The organism is Denitrobaculum tricleocarpae, assembly GCF_007004665.1.
GTDB lineage: Bacteria > Pseudomonadota > Alphaproteobacteria > Kiloniellales > Kiloniellaceae > Denitrobaculum > Denitrobaculum tricleocarpae.
In genome coordinates this window covers 689,418-705,233 of sequence record NZ_ML660052.1, presented here as the reverse complement: position 1 = coordinate 705,233, position 15,816 = coordinate 689,418, and the positions used below count along the sequence as shown (strand labels likewise).

Here is a 15,816-nt window from a genome sequence, read left to right as displayed (position 1 = left end):
ATCCTAACTTCTGTGAGTGGCGTCAGGTCTTAATTTATGCGCAACCAAGTCATTATTTTAGCTCAGCATTCCGACCAAGTTCGGTCAAATTACGCAAATTTGAGCTCTAACTCTCATTACGCACTCGAAGCGAAACGCGCACAAATCTCCTAAGTACAGAGGGGGCGCGGGGGAACCTGTTCCCCCGATGGCATTTCCTTTCCCCGGAGATCTCGTCGCCAATCCCCTTGATCAAAGTGAGATCCTTATTTCTGCGCTCCCCGCCCAAAACTCCCCAACCGAACCTCAAGCCCCCTCCCGCATGTCATACGCCGACGCCGTATCGAAAAACTCATTGAACTCGATAATCTTCCCGTCCCGCATGCGAAAAAGATCGACCTTGTCGATCGCCACTAGGTTTCCGGTGGACTTGTAGCGAAAACCCACATCGGCGTGGACCGCGACCAAATCGTCCTGGGCGATCATGCGGGTGACGGCGTATTTTTCCAGATCGTAGTCGGCATGGATGCGTGCGATGTTCTCCAGCACCGCGCGGCGGCCGTGGCAGGGACCGGCGAAGCTGAAGTCTTCGCAGCGGGCGACGGCATTGTAACTGGCCTCGTCGTCGAACAAGCTGACCAGGGGCTGGGGGTCGCAGGCGGCGTAGGCGTCGTAGCAGCGCGAGAGCAGATGCTTGTTGGCGGCGGTCTTGTTGTTGGCAGAAACGCTTTGACGCAACGCGTCCGCCGCGGATTGGGAACAGGTAGCCCCGGCCCGCGTTGCGCTCTCGCCGGAGGCATCGCCTTCATCTCCGGGACTTGCTCCGGGACTTGCGCTACTCCCGCCGCCCCGGCCGCCGTTCAGCTCGGTGTTGGAGGGCGTGCCGGCACGCTTCACCCAGGCGCGCAGGCCGGCGGAATCGAAAAACTCCACGAACTCGACGATCCGGCCGCGCTGGAAACGGATCAGATCGCCGAGCTGAACCTCGGTCCTCTGGTCCGTCTCCTTGTGGCGGAGCATTCCGCCGGTGACGGCGAAGACCGAATCTCCGTCCACCAGCATTTCGTAAATCTTGTAACTCTCCCAGGCGAAGATTTCGGAGATCGCGGTCAGGGCCTTGCGCGCGCCCTCGGGGCCGGAGCTGGGGCCGGCGAAATGCAGGAAACTCTCGGGCGCCGTGAAGCGGATCACCCCGTCCTCAGCGAAGAGGTCGAGCAAGGGCGCCGCGTCGCCCCTGTCGTAAGCGGCATAGGCCAAACGCATGCTTTCCAGAACCCCGGGGTTCGCCGCCATTTCAGGTCTCCAGCGATGAGAGGACCGCGGCAGTGTAACAGAAACGACTCATTCGGGCATTGCCTAAAGGACTTTCCCGCATAAAAGGTGATCGGATTCGAGAGTCTCGCGATCGTTCTCTACTTGAGCGTTCTGCGCTTGATCGGACGCACCATCGGGTTGGAAACTGTGACAGGCCCATGAAATCTTCGGGCAATTCAGCCCCTCTGGCCGAGCGCAACTTCATTCGCGGTGGCACAGCGGAAAAAACTCGGCCACACTCGCGGGCGAAATCACGAAGGTCCGCGCCCGATATTTCCCGGCGCCCCCCGCGACGGAGTCCGCACGCCCAATGCCCATGAACGTCCTCCTGATCACCGCCGACCAGTGGCGGGGCGATTGCCTCGGCGCGGTCGGTCATCCGCTGGTCAAAACCCCGGCGATCGATGCCCTGGCCGCCGACGGCCTACTGTTCCGCAAACACTTCGGCCAGGCCGTGCCCTGCTCGCCCGCGCGCGCGTCGCTGCTGACCGGGCTCTATCAGATGAACCACCGGGTCTGCCGCAACGGCACGCCCCTGGACGCCCGCCACGACAACATCGCCCTGGCCGCGCGGCGCCTGGGCTACGAGCCGGTGCTCTTCGGCTATACCGACAGCGCCGTCGACCCGCGGACCTGTGATCCGAACGACCCGCGCCTGCTGACCTACGAAGGCGTGCTGCCCGGCTTTACCCAGCGCCAGCCCCTGGACGAAGCCTCGGAAGCCTGGTTCGCCTGGCTGCGCCGCAAGGGCGTGGCGGTACCGGAAAAGGGGCTCGATATCTACCTTCCGGCGGAAGGGCCAGCCGATCCGCCCGCCGGCGCGGCGGCGCGCTACCCCGCCGAATTCTCGGAGGCCGCCTTCCTGACCGAGCGGTTCCTGGACTATAGCGACGAGATGGGCAGTGCGCCCTGGTTCGCCCACATCAGTTTCCTGCGCCCCCATCCGCCCTTCATCGCGCCGGAGCCCTACAACCGCATGTACGACCCGGACGCCCTGCCCGACTTCGTGCGCGCCGGGAGCCTGGAGGACGAGGCTACGAGCCACCCCTTCCTGGCCCATGTCTTCGAGAGCCAGGCTAAGTCGAGCTTCGTCGCCGGCGCCGAAGGTCTGACCCGGGACTGGGACGATGCCGCCCGGCGTCAGATCCGCGCCAGCTACTACGGCCTGATCTCGGAGGTCGATGCCCAGATCGGGCGGGTCCTCGACCACCTCAAGGCCAAGGGGCTCTATGACGAGACGCTGATTGTCCTGACCACCGACCACGGCGAGATGGCGGGCGATCATCACCTCTTCGGCAAACTGGGTTACTTCGACCAGGCCAACCACATTCCCCTGATCATCCGCCATCCCGATGCGGCCGACGTCAGGGGCCGGCAAGTCGAGGCCTTCAGCGAGGCCGTCGATGTGACGCCGACCATCCTGGATTGCCTGGGCGCCCGCATTCCGCGCGCCATGGACGGCCGCTCGCTGAAGCCCTTCCTGGAAGGCCGAACCCCGGACGACGCGCGCAGCGAGGTGCACTGGGAGTTTGATTTCCGCGAGGTCGTCAGCGGAACAGCTCAGGACGCCCTCGGCCTGGCGCTGGACGACTGCAGTCTCGCCGTGATCCGCGACGCGGCCTTCAAGTACGTCCACTTCACCGGCCTGCCGCCCCTGCTCTTCGACCTCGCCGCCGACCCCGCCGAGCTCAGAAATCTCGCCGGGGATCCGGCCCACCAGGGCACGCGTCTGCGCTATGCCGAGAAGCTGCTTTCCTGGCGTGCGCGGCATCTCGACCGCACCCTGACCGGCCTGGAACTGACCCCCGAGGGCGTGCGCGGCAGCCTGTGAGGGCGCTAAAACGTCCGCTGTGACATTTGTATGTCATAACGATGGGATAAGTCGGGATTTCGGGGGATAAAAGCCGCCAAAACGAAATGGAAAATCCCGGTATGGACAATCCCGGTATGAACAATCCCGGTTCTGCGGCGAACAGGTTCAAGCGGCGGCGCGGCCGTCCTGAGCGGCACGGACCTGTTCCAGGGCCTCGAGAATGACCTGCGGTCCTGCGCCCGGCAGATGGGCGTTCTCGCTGAGATAGCGCCGCCAGAGCCGTGCGCCCCGCTCGCCGTTGAAAAGGCCCAGGATGTGGCGTGTCAGGTGCTTGACCGGCACGCCCCCGGACGCCAGTTTTTCGGCGTAAGGCATGAGATTCATTACGATTTCCGGACGCGTCGCAACCGGGCGGACATCCCTGAAGATCCGCTGATCGGCCTCGGCCAGGAGGTAGGGATCGTGATAGGCCGCACGTCCGATCATGACCCCATCCACCCGTTCCAGATGCCCGAGGGACTGGGCCAGATCCTGCACGCCGCCGTTCAGGACAATGGCCAAATCCGGGTAATCTCCTTTCAGGCGATGGACCACGTCGTAGCGCAGCGGCGGAATTTCCCGGTTTTGCTTGGGACTGAGGCCACTCAGCCAGGCCTTTCGCGCGTGAATGATCACCGTCGTGGTGCCCACCGCCGCAAGTTTCCCAACAAAATCATGCAGTTCCTCGTAGGAATCCTGCGCGTCGATCCCGATCCTGGTCTTGACCGTCACCTCGATCGGCGCCCGGCGCATGGCCTCGACACAGCGCGCCACGAGATCGGGCTCCGCCATCAGGCAGGCGCCGAAACGCCCGCGCTGCACCCGGTCGCTCGGGCAGCCCACGTTCAGGTTGATCTCGTCGTAGCCGTAGTCCGCCGCCGCGCGGGCGCAGGTTTCCAGATCATCCGGATCCGAGCCGCCGACCTGCAGCGCCACCGGATGCTCGCTCGGATCAAAGGTCAAAAAACGATCCCGGTCCCCATGCACGATCGCGCCCGCGGGAACCATCTCGCTATAGAGCAGGGTCCGCTGACTCAACAATCGGTGGAAGACCCGGCAATGGCGATCCGTCCAATCCATCATGGGGGCGACGGACAGCCTATATGATTGAAATTCCGACATTTTTATCTTCGGTTTCTTGCCACGCGCATCATCAACGCCCCGCTGTACCGCGATCCGCTCCAGCACGATAGCCCTGCAGATAACCCAGAGTCCGATCGGACGCAAGAGCCCTCAAACAGCCGAAGTCACTGCTGAAAACTGGCTGATGACCCTACACAACTATTTTTGAACCCCGCAGCCGCCTGGTTCGACTCACGTCCGATGAGCAGTGCAACTGCCCTTCCAACGAATGGTTTCGGCCAGCCAACGCCTCTTCCGTCTCGAGCCGGAACAACGACAGGGAATACAGCATGCAAGCTAAAACGTATGGCGCTCTCTTGATCGCGCTCGGCCTGATCGGCGGATCCGGCGCAACTCCCTCTTTTGCTCAGGCGCCGGCGGAGGCCTGCTATGTCACCCCGGTTCCGGCCGAATGTGCCGAACCGCTCCTGAAGGAACTCTTGAGCCGGATCGATTCACTGCAAGACGACGATAAAGAAGAGCCAAAGTATGCGCTGATCGACAAGCTGATACAGCATGGCTACCTGGACAGCGCCTTCAAGGTAGCCCGCCCAATGAAAGAGAGCAGGCTGAAGAGCACCAAACTCTTGATCCTCGGCACCCTATATGCGGACCAGCGGGACTATGCAAAAACATACGAAGCTCTGGATCTTCTAAGCGATCCGGAACATAAGCGCACCCTGCAGACGTCCATCGTCAGAGCTTTTGTTTCCGACGGCGAAGTCGAACCGGCCTTGCTATTGGTCAAGGAGGTCGGCGACGAAACACTGTCCGATAGTTTCCAGGCCAGTCTGGTCCATCGGTTCGTGCTTGAAAAACGCTTCGAGCTGGCATGGCAGAACGTTCAGGAGATCAACAGACCAAGTCTGCGAAACGGCACGCTCGCCGAGCTTGCCTTCGGACAGCTTCGCGAGCGGGCCTTCTCAGAGGTCTTGCACACCGTCGCGGCGATAGACGATCCGGCGCTGCAGGCACAGGTCTACGCGCAGCTTGGCATCCTGGCTCACAACCTGGAAAAGACCCAGGAAGCTGACAGCCTCTTCAGCAAGGCACTGGAGACGGTCTTGCGACTTGAAGACGCGGCGCACGAGAATACTGATCACGTGCGACGCACAATCGTTCCCATGTTGCAGGGTTCGGACAGACTGGACCCGGCACAGCGCGTGGCGGAAGGGATCGACAACCCGTATGACCGGCTTATCAACCTGGCACAGATCGCAGCTCAACGCGCACGGCAAGGCGAACCGCAAAAAGCGAGAGATCTCTTTACCAGAAACCTCGCCGAGATGTCGCAGATCAGCGACCCTCATCTGCGTGTCGAGTCCGTGGGTTGGCAGGCGCAGGCGATGATGGAATCCGGATTCACCGATGAAGCCTTGAAGGTGGTTGCGCAGATTGCGAATCCAATCAACAAACACAACGCCCAGGAAAGGCTTGCCCGGATTGCGCTCAGCCGGAAAGACTACGGCCTGGCGGAAGAAATCCTCAATGGAATTGAATTGGAGAGCCGCAGGCTTGTCGGCTTAATGACTATGGCCGCCGTTACCATCGGCGTCAAAGGTCAAGAAGACCTGCCGTATCGCTTGGCGGATGCCACGCAGTCGGCACTCGAAATGGATGAGCTGGAAGGCTCCGGCGAAGTCCTGAATTATCTGATCGAAGTGCGACTCAGACTCAAACAGTTTGAACAGGTGCAGAGTCTGATCAACTGGTATGAAGACCCTGAAGACCGCTTCAGGGCACTGAGTAAACTCGGGTTTGCAACGGCCGAAGCAGGCGAGAACGGGATCGCCGTGGAAACGTTGGAAAGGCGGCTGGATCTTTTGGTGCCGGGTGAAACGGAGTGGGACCTTACCCGCATCGCGCGGACCGCACAGACCGTGCCTCTCAACCTGGAACCAGCCGACACAGTCAGGCTTTCCGGGCGACTGGACGATCCGAAAAAACAGCGGCTCTTTTTGAACGTCGTCGCCATAACACTGGCGGAAAGAGAGCGCCTGGAAGGCGCCAGAACCCTGGTCAGGCTGGCGGAAGACCCCCTTCTCGGCAAAGACTTCGAGCTGGCGGAGCTGGGCGCGCTTCTGTTTCAAAGCCTCGACGCCAAATCGCAGGATTCACAAGTCGATTAGCCGAACCCCAACCACAATATCTCTTTCGAATCTCTTTGAACGTTTCAGTGCGTACGAACGACTGACGGGTGGTTGCGCACCTCATCAGAGGTGTCACGCGCGGTTTTCAGGAGATTTCAATGTTCAGGTTTTCAAAAATTTCACTATTGGTGTTATCGCTGGGCGGCATTTTAGTCGCGTCAACACCTGCAGTTTCCGGCATCGATTACATCAAAAACGCATCGCTCAAGGCCTCAATGGGAAACATGAGCAATCCGCCCGCGATGGTGTTCGTTCCCAAGAACGGCAAATATGAAGCAGAGAAAAAAGGGTCCTATATCATACCGATACGGCTTAAAGCGCAAAAGAGGCTGACAGCCCGCATCTACAAGTGGAACCTCAAGGAACACTATTCGAATTCGCTGCTCGCCGATCATGGCTTCAATCCCGTTTCTCTCAAAAAGCTCGATAAGCAGTTTCAATTGAAGGTCGGATGGAACGAACTGAAACATCTTGAGTCCAAAGGGCGAAAAGCTTGCGAGCAATACGGCAAAGCAGACAAAAAGGTCGTAAAACCCATTGTTAAAGATCTTCGCCTCTACTACACGTCGTTCATCTTTGCGAAGCCCAAAAACGATGCCGCAACCTCGAGACAAGTCTCAGCTGTTGTGCCGGTTAGGCTCGTCTGCATGCCGGAAGAATTCAAGGTGACGGACGCCAAGCTCTCGGTGAAGTATCATGGATCTTCACGCAAGTGCCCGGTAAAAGTGACAGTCTCGGCCAATTTCAAGACCAACAAGCCGGGCGGCAAAAACATTGAGTTTTACTACATCCGGGGAGACGGCTCACACATGACGGTCAAGACCAAGACCTCGGGCTCAAAGGGCACTGCTTTCTGGAAGAAAGACTACACCATAGGCCACAGTGTGAACCGGAAGTACATGTTGACGGTCATCAATTCGCCTTTCCACACAGGCTGGGTGCCGGTCAAAATCTCCTGCAAAAAGAAGTCTGACGGCTTCAAGAATCCCATGCCGAAGAACAACTTGTAACCCGGGAAAGACGAATCAAAGCCAAAGCCTATCCGGGCGAGACTTCCACGGCCCGGCCGTCAACCAGTGGGGCACTCCACATCAGCTATCATGCAGGGTGCCCCCTACCTCTTTCTGAGATGGTCGCAGGCATGGAGCCCGCCCCGTCCGGCGTTCCACCGAGAGGCATCTAATAGGTTGCGCGGCCACCGGAAAGATCGAAGACGGCACCGGTGGTGAAGGAATTTTCCTCCGAGCACATCCAGGCAATCATAGAGGCGATCTCATCTACGGTGACAAAGCGGCCGCGCGGGATCTTGGAGAGCATGTAGTCGATAAACTCCTGGGTCACCTGATCCAGGATGCGCGTGTTTGCCGTGGCCGGAGTGACGCAGTTGACGGCAATGTTGTGCCCGGCCATTTCCTTGCCGAGCGACTTGGTCAGAGCAATGACGGCAGCCTTGGACGCGGAATAGGCTGAGGCATTGGGGTTGCCTTCCTTGCCGGCGATCGAAGCGATATTGACAATGCGGCCATAGTCCTTTGCGACCATGCCCGGTATGACCGCCTTGCAGCAGTGGAAGATGCCGTCGAGGTTCACTGCCTGCACCTTGCGCCACATGTCGACAGGATAATCAGCCAGAGTGTGGGTCGGACCGGCGATCCCGGCGCTGTTGACCAGCACATCGATCGAACCGAACTTCGCCTCTGTATCGGCCACCGCCGCGGCGACGGAGTCGTAATCGCTGACATCCACCTTGCAGGTGAGCAACTGATCTTGCGGCAGGGCTTTGACCTTCGCCTCGGGAGCTCCGACATCCATATCCCAGATCGCGGCCCGGGCGCCGGAGAGGACCAGGCGCTCGACCACTGCCGCGCCGATACCGTTGGCGCCGCCCGTGACCGCGACAACTCTGTTCGAAAAATCGTATTTGTTCATCTTCCCCCCTCCGAACAGGTGGTCCTGCCCACGTCAATTTTTTGGCCTCAGGTTCCGGGCCTCAGGTTCCAAAGCTCGAATCAGGCCCCGGCGGTTCGGCCCTTGCCCCACCAAGTATCCACCAGAGGCGCACCGCCGACAAAGGCATTCTCACCCAGCTCATCCTGAATGCGCAGGCATTCGTTCCATTTCGCCATGCGTTCCGAGCGGGTGAAGGAGCCGACCTTCAACTGACCCGCGTTCAATCCCACCGAGAGATGACTGATCGAGACATCCTCGGTTTCGCCCGATCGCGCGGAGACGATGCCGCGGTAACCGGCCGTCCAGGCAGCGGCCAGGGTTTCGACCGACTCACTCACGGTTCCCGCCTGGTTGACCTTGATCAGCACCGCGTTGCAGGCACGATCCTCCGCAGCCGCCGCGACCAGCTTGGCATTGGTGACCAGATAATCGTCGCCGATGATCTGCACGCGGTCGCCGTAGGCCTTGGTGAAAGCGCACATTCCCGCGCGGTCGTCCTCCGCAAGCGGATCTTCGATGGACGCAATCGGGTAACTGTTGATCCAGCTACCCAGCATGGCGATCATCTCGTCGGAACTCAGTGTCCGGTCCTCGAGCGCCAGCCGGTAGCGGCCATCTTCGGCGAACTCCGACGCCGCGATATCGAGGGAGATCACAACCCGCTCACCGGGCTTTTCACCGGCGGCCTCGATGGCGGCGACGAGGGTCTCCAGCGCCTCCTCGTTGCTGTCGAAGACCGGCCACCAGCCGCCCTCGTCCGCGACACCGACACTCCGCCCCTTTTGCGACATGATCGCGCCCGCGGCGGCATAGATTTCCGCCGTGACCTCCAAGGCTTCGTCGAAACTCCCCGCGCCCGGCACCATGACCATGAAATCCTGTACATCGACCCGCCGCCCGGCATGCGCGCCGCCGCCGAAGATCTGAATCTCAGGCAGGGGGATACTCGCGGTTCCTTGATAGGTCTGCGCGACATGCTTCCAGAGCGGCGCCCCGGCCGCGTCCGCGGCGGCGTGCAGCACCGCAAGCGACGTCGCGACCATCGCGTTGCCGCCCAGAGCCGATTTCAGAGGTGTCCCATCCAGCGCGATCAGAGCCGCATCGACACCCGCCTGATCCTCTGCGTTGAGACCGTTAAGAGCAGCCGCGATTTTCCCGTTGACGTTGGTCAGAGCCTCTTGCACGTCCAGGCCGCGCAGGCGGGATCCGCCGTCACGCAAATCCACGGCTTCACGCGTTCCGCGCGAAGCGCCGGCCGGCGCGATGGCCCTGCCCCGCGCGCCCCCTTCCAATTCGACCGTCACCTCCACCGTCGGATTACCGCGACTGTCCCACACCCGCCGGGCCTGCAGTGATTTTATCTCTGTCGTCATCTGTAAAATCTCAGTCCTTGTCAATCACGGTGATCAGGTCCGTCAGGTTGCGAGCGGGCCCGGCAATAAGAGGGATGGCCAATCTGCGAACCCGACCGCGTTCCTGTTCAGACAGGTATTCGACCGGTGACTTTCCATCGACACGGGCCAGCATCAGCGCGGGCAGCAACGCGGTCACCCGAGCCTCCAGCGCCGTTGGGTCTTCCCAGGAGATCTCAGGTTCATAGCGGGCCCAGAACCGCAATACGGACGCCGATAGAGTCCTGCGCGATGCCGGCAGGTGCAATGCCTTCAGGATCAGATGGTTCAGGCAGAAGGCCAGATCGAACGAGGCATCTCCCATGGTGGCGCATTCGGCATCCAGGATAATCGGCGTCCCGTTCCGAAACAGGATGTTCTTCGGGCTGACATCGCCGTGAACCAGCACGCTGTCCGCGGCATAAAGAGAGTCCACAAGTCCGGACAGCTGCGGTGCAAGGTCAGGATGTTTGCTCGCGGTGAAGTTCAAATAGGGTTCTAGTCTGAGTGCGTAAAAATCATCCCGGTTCCGGAAAGGACTTTGATCAAATCCGGGCACGGTCGAGGCGGCATGAATCCGGCCCAATACGGACGCCACAGCTTCGGCTTCGCCCTGGTCCGGCGCGGATTTCAGCAGCGCGTCCTTCCAGAGATAGACGCTTTCGCCGGTCAGGTACTCCATGGCGAAACCGTTATCGGCGGGGGACCAGCCATAGAGCGCGGGAACATTTTCCGGCGCACAGGCCGCGGCCGCCATCAGCCAGGCGTACTCCGCTTTATTGCGATGCACCGGTGCCCGCCAGTCCTCCGCAACCTTCAACTTGGGCAGGGCAAACTTAACGCAGATCTCGCGTCCCGGAAGCGACACCACGGCGATGTCCGACGCCACACCACCGGTCAACGGCTTTACAGCCAGGACCTCGCCTTCCCCGGCAAGACCGAGATTGGCAATCAGCTTTGCGCAACGCAGATCAAAAGGCTCGGACACCCTATACAGTCCAGAAAAGCAAGAAAATGTTCACGTGAACAATTATGATCTTTCAAGCGGGCACGTCAAGGTCAATCCCGTGCACAGGGGCTCGGCTTACCGGCCGGTCGCGGACTGCCCCCTGACCCGGCGCTCGATGATGGTTTGCAGTACGACCGAGATAACGATCACAAGACCGAAGCAAAGCTGGGTATAGAAGGCATTGATGCCGGCCGAGACCACACCGGCGTTGATCGCGCCGATGATATAGGAAGCCACGAAGGTGCCGACCATCGATCCGGTGCCACCAAAGACGGACGTGCCGCCCAGGAAGACAGAGGCAATGGTGTTCAGGAGAAAGCCCTCGCCGGTGGTCGGCCAGAAATAGTAGCCATAGAAGGACGTCAGCAGGCCTGACACGACCGCCACCAGGCCAACCAGGACGAAGGCCCGCACCTTCACCGAGACGGTGTTGATACCCATCAGCCGGGCGCTGGTCGGATTGTCGCCGACCAGAAAGACATGGGCGCCGAAGCGGGTGCGGTTGAGCAGCAGCCACATGATAATACCGATGCCGATCATCCAGAGTGTCTGGACCGGAAAACCGAAGACCGGGTCGCGGAAGATCGCGTGCATAACTGGATAATCTGCGCGGGTCAGCGGCACGCCGGTGCCGTTCATCAGGACCAGCTCCAGGCCGCGATAGAGAAAAGATGTTCCAATGGTGATCACCAGTGAAGGGATGTTGAGCTTGGCCACCAGGAATCCATTGAGCAACCCGCAGAGACCGCCCGTCGCAAAGGCCACGCTCAACCCCACATACCAAGGCATGCCGCCGTGGTATGTGGTCAGGGCGAAAGCCGCTGTCCCCAGCGCCATGATCGAAGGAAAGGAAAGATCGATTTCACCGGTGATGACAACGAATGTCAGCGCGAGCGCAATCAGACCGAACTGCGGTGTGGTTTGTGCGAAAGCGACATAGATATCGATGTCGGTGAAGACCGCAGGTGCGGCAACGACAAACACCAACCACATGGCGAGGCCGACACCAATGATACCGAACTGGCTGCCGTAGCGGCGGAAGGCCGAAGGCGGCTTGATGCTGTTGTCCTTCGGTTTGGACTTTGCGGGATCGGAGTTTGCGGTTTCCGTCGTCATGCTTCTGCTACTCCATTTTCCCTGAACGCGCTACGTGGTAGAGCCGTTCGATCAGCTCATCCATGGTGATTTCATCTTTTGAATAAACGCCGGCCACCTTGCCGCGATCCAGCACATAGAGGCGGTCCACCACCGGATAGACGTGAAAGATGTTGTGATCGATAAAGATTGCGGACTTGCCGGCCTTCTTGATGTTGCCGACGAACTCCAGCGTCTTCTTGGTCTCGGTCAGTGAAAGCCCCATGGTCGGCTCGTCGAGGATCACCAACTGCGCCTCGAAGTAGAGCGCGCGCGTGATGGCAACGCCCTGCTTCTCACCGCCGGACATGGTGGCAACAACGTTGTCGGGGTGCACGGCGGATGAGGTGAAGCCCATGTGTTCTTTCATCAGGCGCGCCGCTTCCGACCGCATCCGCTTGACGTCAAGCAGCCCGAACTTGCCGCGCAGCTCGCGCCCCATAAACATGTTGCGCCAGATCGGCTGCTTCTCGCAAAGCGCGCGCTCCTGATACACGGTCTCTATCCCCAACCCGCGCGCCCGGGCGACGGACCAGTCGTGAATCCGTTCGCCGTGAAAGTAGATTTCGCCGCCGGGATCGGGCCGGTGAAATCCCATGACCGTCTTCACCAGTGTGGACTTTCCGGCCCCATTGTCGCCGAGCAGGCCGACGATCTCGCCCGGACGCACAACAAAATCGACGTCGGACAGAGACCGGACTTCGCCGAAGGTTTTGGTGACGTTCTTGAGTTCGATGACCGGTGACGACCCGGCACTGATTGCAGGCTGGCTCATGGTTTTCTCAAAGCTCTGCCAGGACGGGGAACCCTGAAAGGTTCCCCGTTCTGAAGCGATACAAGGATTAACGGCTTAGCGGATTTCCACCGCAGCCAACGGCGCAATGGCTGCGACGTTGCTGGCATCCACAAAGGCACCCGCCGTGTTGATATCCAGACCCGACATGCCGTACTTCTTGGACATGCAGATGTTCAGGATCGGCAGATAGCCCTGCAGATAGGGTTGCTGATCGATCACCAGGTTCTGATAGCCCTGCTCGATCGCCTGTGCGGAATTCGGAGACATGTCGAAACCGGCGAAGTAGACGTCGCCCGGTTTCAGGGACGCGGCCTCGGCATAGATCCCCACCGTCGAGGTCAAACCACCATGGTCCGTGACGACCAGCTTGGTTTCCGGATTTGCTTTAATGAGGCCGACAAAGGTCGCTGTGCCCGCGTTGGGGTTCGCATTGGTCGCGGCATCGATCTCCTGATAGAGAAGCTTGGCGCCGGCCTCTTCGACCGCGTCCAGAACACCGACCGTGCGTTGACCGCGATCGCCGCCCTGCCCCTTCAGGCCCCAGACGAAGACGGTATCACCCTTGGTCACGCCGGCCCGCTTGATGGCTTCGGACCCGAGCGCGTAGCCGGCCTTGTAATTGGGCGCCCCGACATAGCCGAAGCCCTGCGGCGCAAACTTTGCCTGACTTTCCGGCAGTCCGGTGTTGAGGGTCGTGAAGATCGTTCCCTGGGCGAAGGCCTGCTCGACAAAAGGAGCCGTCGCGGCTTCCCCGGCGAAGCCGTAGGTCGCAATGCCGTCCGGCTTGGTCGTCAGGGCCTGCTGAATCTGCTGCAGCATCTTGTTGGGATCCCAGTCGGAGAAGTAGTAGGTCACGTCCGGACCGAGATCCTGCTCCGCCTGCCGGAAGCCGTTGAGCACGTTGTTCGCGAAGACACCGCCCTGGGGACCGCCCGGGAAGGCCGCGATTTTCACGCCCGAGCACCATTTCTCGACAGGGTCGGCCGCCTGCGTTGCGGGCGCCATGGCAAAAGCCGTGACCGTCGCCGCAGCGACGAACAGAGCGCCTGTTACAAAATCTGATTTCATATTTTCCTCCCGTGGAAGCGTATTTTTATTGCTTTGGAATCGCACGCCTACCCAACCCAATGACAGCTATTTCACTGCACATTATTTGTAAAGGTATATGCTTTCTTGTCACCCTTTCCTGATATCACGAAGTTGGAAATGTAGCTAAATATAATCGTTTTTGTAAACTTTCAGATTGATCTTGACCACACACCCGTGAGTCTGCAGACATAACTTATATGATAAGTTTAAGGTTGCCTATGCCAGAGTCAGTTGCCGCCAAATCCGTTGAAGGTCAAACCGCTGTCGCAAGCGTTGCCGCGCAGCTGACCGATTTGATCTATGCGGAGATGAACCCGGGTCTCAGCCTGCCGAGCGAAGCGGAGATGGCCACCCGTTATGGCGTCAGCCGTGTCACGATCCGCGAGGCAATCAAGATGCTGGCCGGCCGCGGGCTGGTGGAGATCTCCCGGGGACGCCGGGCTGTGGTCAGCGAACCCTCGGGCAAAGCGCTCGGGGAGTTTCTGGGCTGGATTGTGCAATACGACCCTAAAGGGATGTTCGACCTGGTGGAGGTCCGTATGTCACTAGAGATCAAATCCGTTTCCCTGGCGGCCAAGCGTGCGACCCGCCCGGCCCTTGCGGGAATCGAAAACATGATGCAGGGCATGCGAGACGCCGGACGCAAGCTCGAGGAGTCCGAGGGTGACCTTGCGATCGAGCGTGCGTTCCACCAATGCGACGTTGGCTTTCATGAAGCCATCGCCCTGGCCAGCGGCAATCGGGTCATCACCTCTCTGATCGAGGCGATGTCGGTGCCCCTGGAGCGGTCCTTCTTCATGAGCCGTCGCGGCAAAGCGCTGCGCGGCCTGCCGCTGGAAAGCACCATTGCCGCCCATCAGAAAATTCTCGACTGCATCAAGAAGCGCGACAGCCAAGCCGCCGAAAACGCTATGCGTCAGCACCTTGAGGAGTCGGCCCGCGACATGCGGGCCGCGTTCGACAACCGTTCCGCCTCGATCGGAGAGAGATAAGCGGAACCTCTATCCCTTCTCCCGCAAACGCTGGGCGTAGACATTGATGATCAGCGCGGAGAGCAGAATAAGACCGCGGATCAGGATCTTCAGGAAGCTATCGATCTGGATATGGTCGAGACCGTTGTTGAGCACACCCAGCACCAGCAGCCCCACAATCGTGTTTCCGATCCCCCCGCGCCCGCCAAAGAGGCTGGTGCCGCCCACGACAACGGCGGCAATGGCGTCGAGCAGGTAGGTGTCGAACTGGTTTTGCTGGGCCGAGCCGAAGTAGGCGACGGCAAGCATGCCGGCCACGCCGGAACAGACCGCGCCAATCACCAGAACCGAGCCGATGATGAACTTCACATTGACGCCGGAATACTCCGCCGCCTCGCGGTTGCCGCCGGTCATGTAGATGTAGCGGCCGTAGCGTGTGTACTTCAGGACGAAGTGGCCGGCCGCGAGAAACAGCACCGCCACAATAATCGTCCAGCGGACACCAAAGACCGATTCCGTTCCCAAGGTGGTGATCAGATCCGGATAGTTATAGGCGATCTGACCGCGCACTAGGAGCGCTGAAACACCATTGGCGATCTGCATCATCGCGAGGGTCATAATAAAGGAGGGAATACCGATCCAGGTTACGCCGAAGGCGGTCACCATGCCAAAGACAACCGCCGTAGCAAGCGTCAGCACGATGGCTATCACGCCGTTCAGCGGCAGATTGGCGATGTTGACGTACTCAGGCTGCAGGGTGAAATAGGCCAGAGTGATCCCCACGGCATTGGCGATCGCAGCGACCGAAAGATCGATTTCAGCGGTGAGAATCACGAAGGTCAGGCCAACGGCGATGATCGCCGTGATCGAAACCTGGGAGAGGATGTTCATGAAGTTATCTGCCGTGAAAAACGACGGGCTCGCGGCGGAGAAGAAGATGACAAGCACCATCAGCGTAAAGACAGGTGCAATGTTGCGCAGCTGGTCGGTGAGCACGGCCTTCAGCCCCCCAGCCGCTGTCTCTCCGGCCTTTGTCTCTCCGGCTTCCTGCATTCTTCC

At 60.0% G+C, this 15,816-nt stretch carries 13 protein-coding genes; 4 read left to right on the top strand and 9 right to left on the bottom strand.

Going from position 1 to position 15,816, the window contains the following annotated elements; translation table 11 throughout:
• Positions 1-285 precede the first annotated feature (285 nt).
• On the bottom strand, positions 286-1,272 hold the full coding sequence (locus FKG95_RS03165) for a nuclear transport factor 2 family protein (protein ID WP_142894843.1): 987 nt from the start codon (positions 1,270-1,272) through the stop codon (positions 286-288).
• A gap of 331 nt (positions 1,273-1,603) precedes the next feature.
• On the opposite strand from FKG95_RS03165, the gene FKG95_RS03160 reads away from it, so the two are divergent.
• Positions 1,604-3,124, top strand: coding sequence for an alkaline phosphatase family protein (locus tag FKG95_RS03160; RefSeq protein ID WP_142894842.1), 1,521 nt, complete (start codon positions 1,604-1,606; stop codon positions 3,122-3,124).
• Positions 3,125-3,271: 147 nt separating this feature from the next.
• On the opposite strand, the gene dusA is transcribed toward FKG95_RS03160, so the two are convergent.
• Positions 3,272-4,267, bottom strand: a complete 996-nt coding sequence (dusA, locus tag FKG95_RS03155; protein WP_142894841.1) for a tRNA dihydrouridine(20/20a) synthase DusA — start codon at positions 4,265-4,267, stop codon at positions 3,272-3,274.
• 290 nt (positions 4,268-4,557) lie between these two features.
• Here dusA and FKG95_RS03150 point away from each other — a divergent pair, with 290 nt between their 5' ends.
• A complete protein-coding gene (locus FKG95_RS03150; RefSeq protein WP_142894840.1) occupies positions 4,558-6,396 on the top strand; it encodes a gene transfer agent family protein in 1,839 nt (612 codons plus the stop codon).
• Between the two features lie 119 nt (positions 6,397-6,515).
• Entirely contained in the window at positions 6,516-7,427 is a 912-nt protein-coding gene (locus FKG95_RS03145; protein ID WP_142894839.1) for a hypothetical protein, read from the top strand.
• A 169-nt stretch (positions 7,428-7,596) separates the two neighbouring features.
• Here FKG95_RS03145 and FKG95_RS03140 read toward each other — a convergent pair whose 3' ends face one another.
• The 6 genes from FKG95_RS03140 to FKG95_RS03115 form a co-directional block, all read right to left on the bottom strand.
• Entirely contained in the window at positions 7,597-8,346 is a 750-nt protein-coding gene (locus FKG95_RS03140) for an SDR family NAD(P)-dependent oxidoreductase (protein ID WP_142894838.1), read from the bottom strand.
• An 80-nt stretch (positions 8,347-8,426) separates the two neighbouring features.
• Entirely contained in the window at positions 8,427-9,740 is a 1,314-nt protein-coding gene (gene eno, locus FKG95_RS03135) for a phosphopyruvate hydratase (RefSeq protein ID WP_142894837.1), read from the bottom strand.
• Between the two features lie 10 nt (positions 9,741-9,750).
• The gene (locus tag FKG95_RS03130; protein WP_179953900.1) at positions 9,751-10,746 is read right to left on the bottom strand and encodes a phosphotransferase family protein; all 996 of its coding nucleotides are present in this window, start codon (positions 10,744-10,746) and stop codon (positions 9,751-9,753) included.
• 96 nt (positions 10,747-10,842) lie between these two features.
• Positions 10,843-11,883, bottom strand: coding sequence for an ABC transporter permease (locus FKG95_RS03125; RefSeq protein WP_142894835.1), 1,041 nt, complete (start codon positions 11,881-11,883; stop codon positions 10,843-10,845).
• Between the two features lie 7 nt (positions 11,884-11,890).
• Entirely contained in the window at positions 11,891-12,676 is a 786-nt protein-coding gene (locus FKG95_RS03120; RefSeq protein ID WP_142894834.1) for an ATP-binding cassette domain-containing protein, read from the bottom strand.
• A 75-nt stretch (positions 12,677-12,751) separates the two neighbouring features.
• Positions 12,752-13,765, bottom strand: a complete 1,014-nt coding sequence (locus FKG95_RS03115; RefSeq protein ID WP_142894833.1) for a sugar ABC transporter substrate-binding protein — start codon at positions 13,763-13,765, stop codon at positions 12,752-12,754.
• Between the two features lie 239 nt (positions 13,766-14,004).
• On the opposite strand from FKG95_RS03115, the gene FKG95_RS03110 reads away from it, so the two are divergent.
• Complete coding sequence (locus tag FKG95_RS03110) at positions 14,005-14,778, top strand: FadR/GntR family transcriptional regulator (RefSeq protein ID WP_179953899.1); 774 nt, start codon at positions 14,005-14,007, stop codon at positions 14,776-14,778.
• A 9-nt stretch (positions 14,779-14,787) separates the two neighbouring features.
• Here the strand turns inward: FKG95_RS03110 and FKG95_RS03105 are convergent, their stop codons facing one another.
• Entirely contained in the window at positions 14,788-15,810 is a 1,023-nt protein-coding gene (locus FKG95_RS03105) for an ABC transporter permease (RefSeq protein WP_142894831.1), read from the bottom strand.
• Positions 15,811-15,816 lie beyond the last annotated feature (6 nt).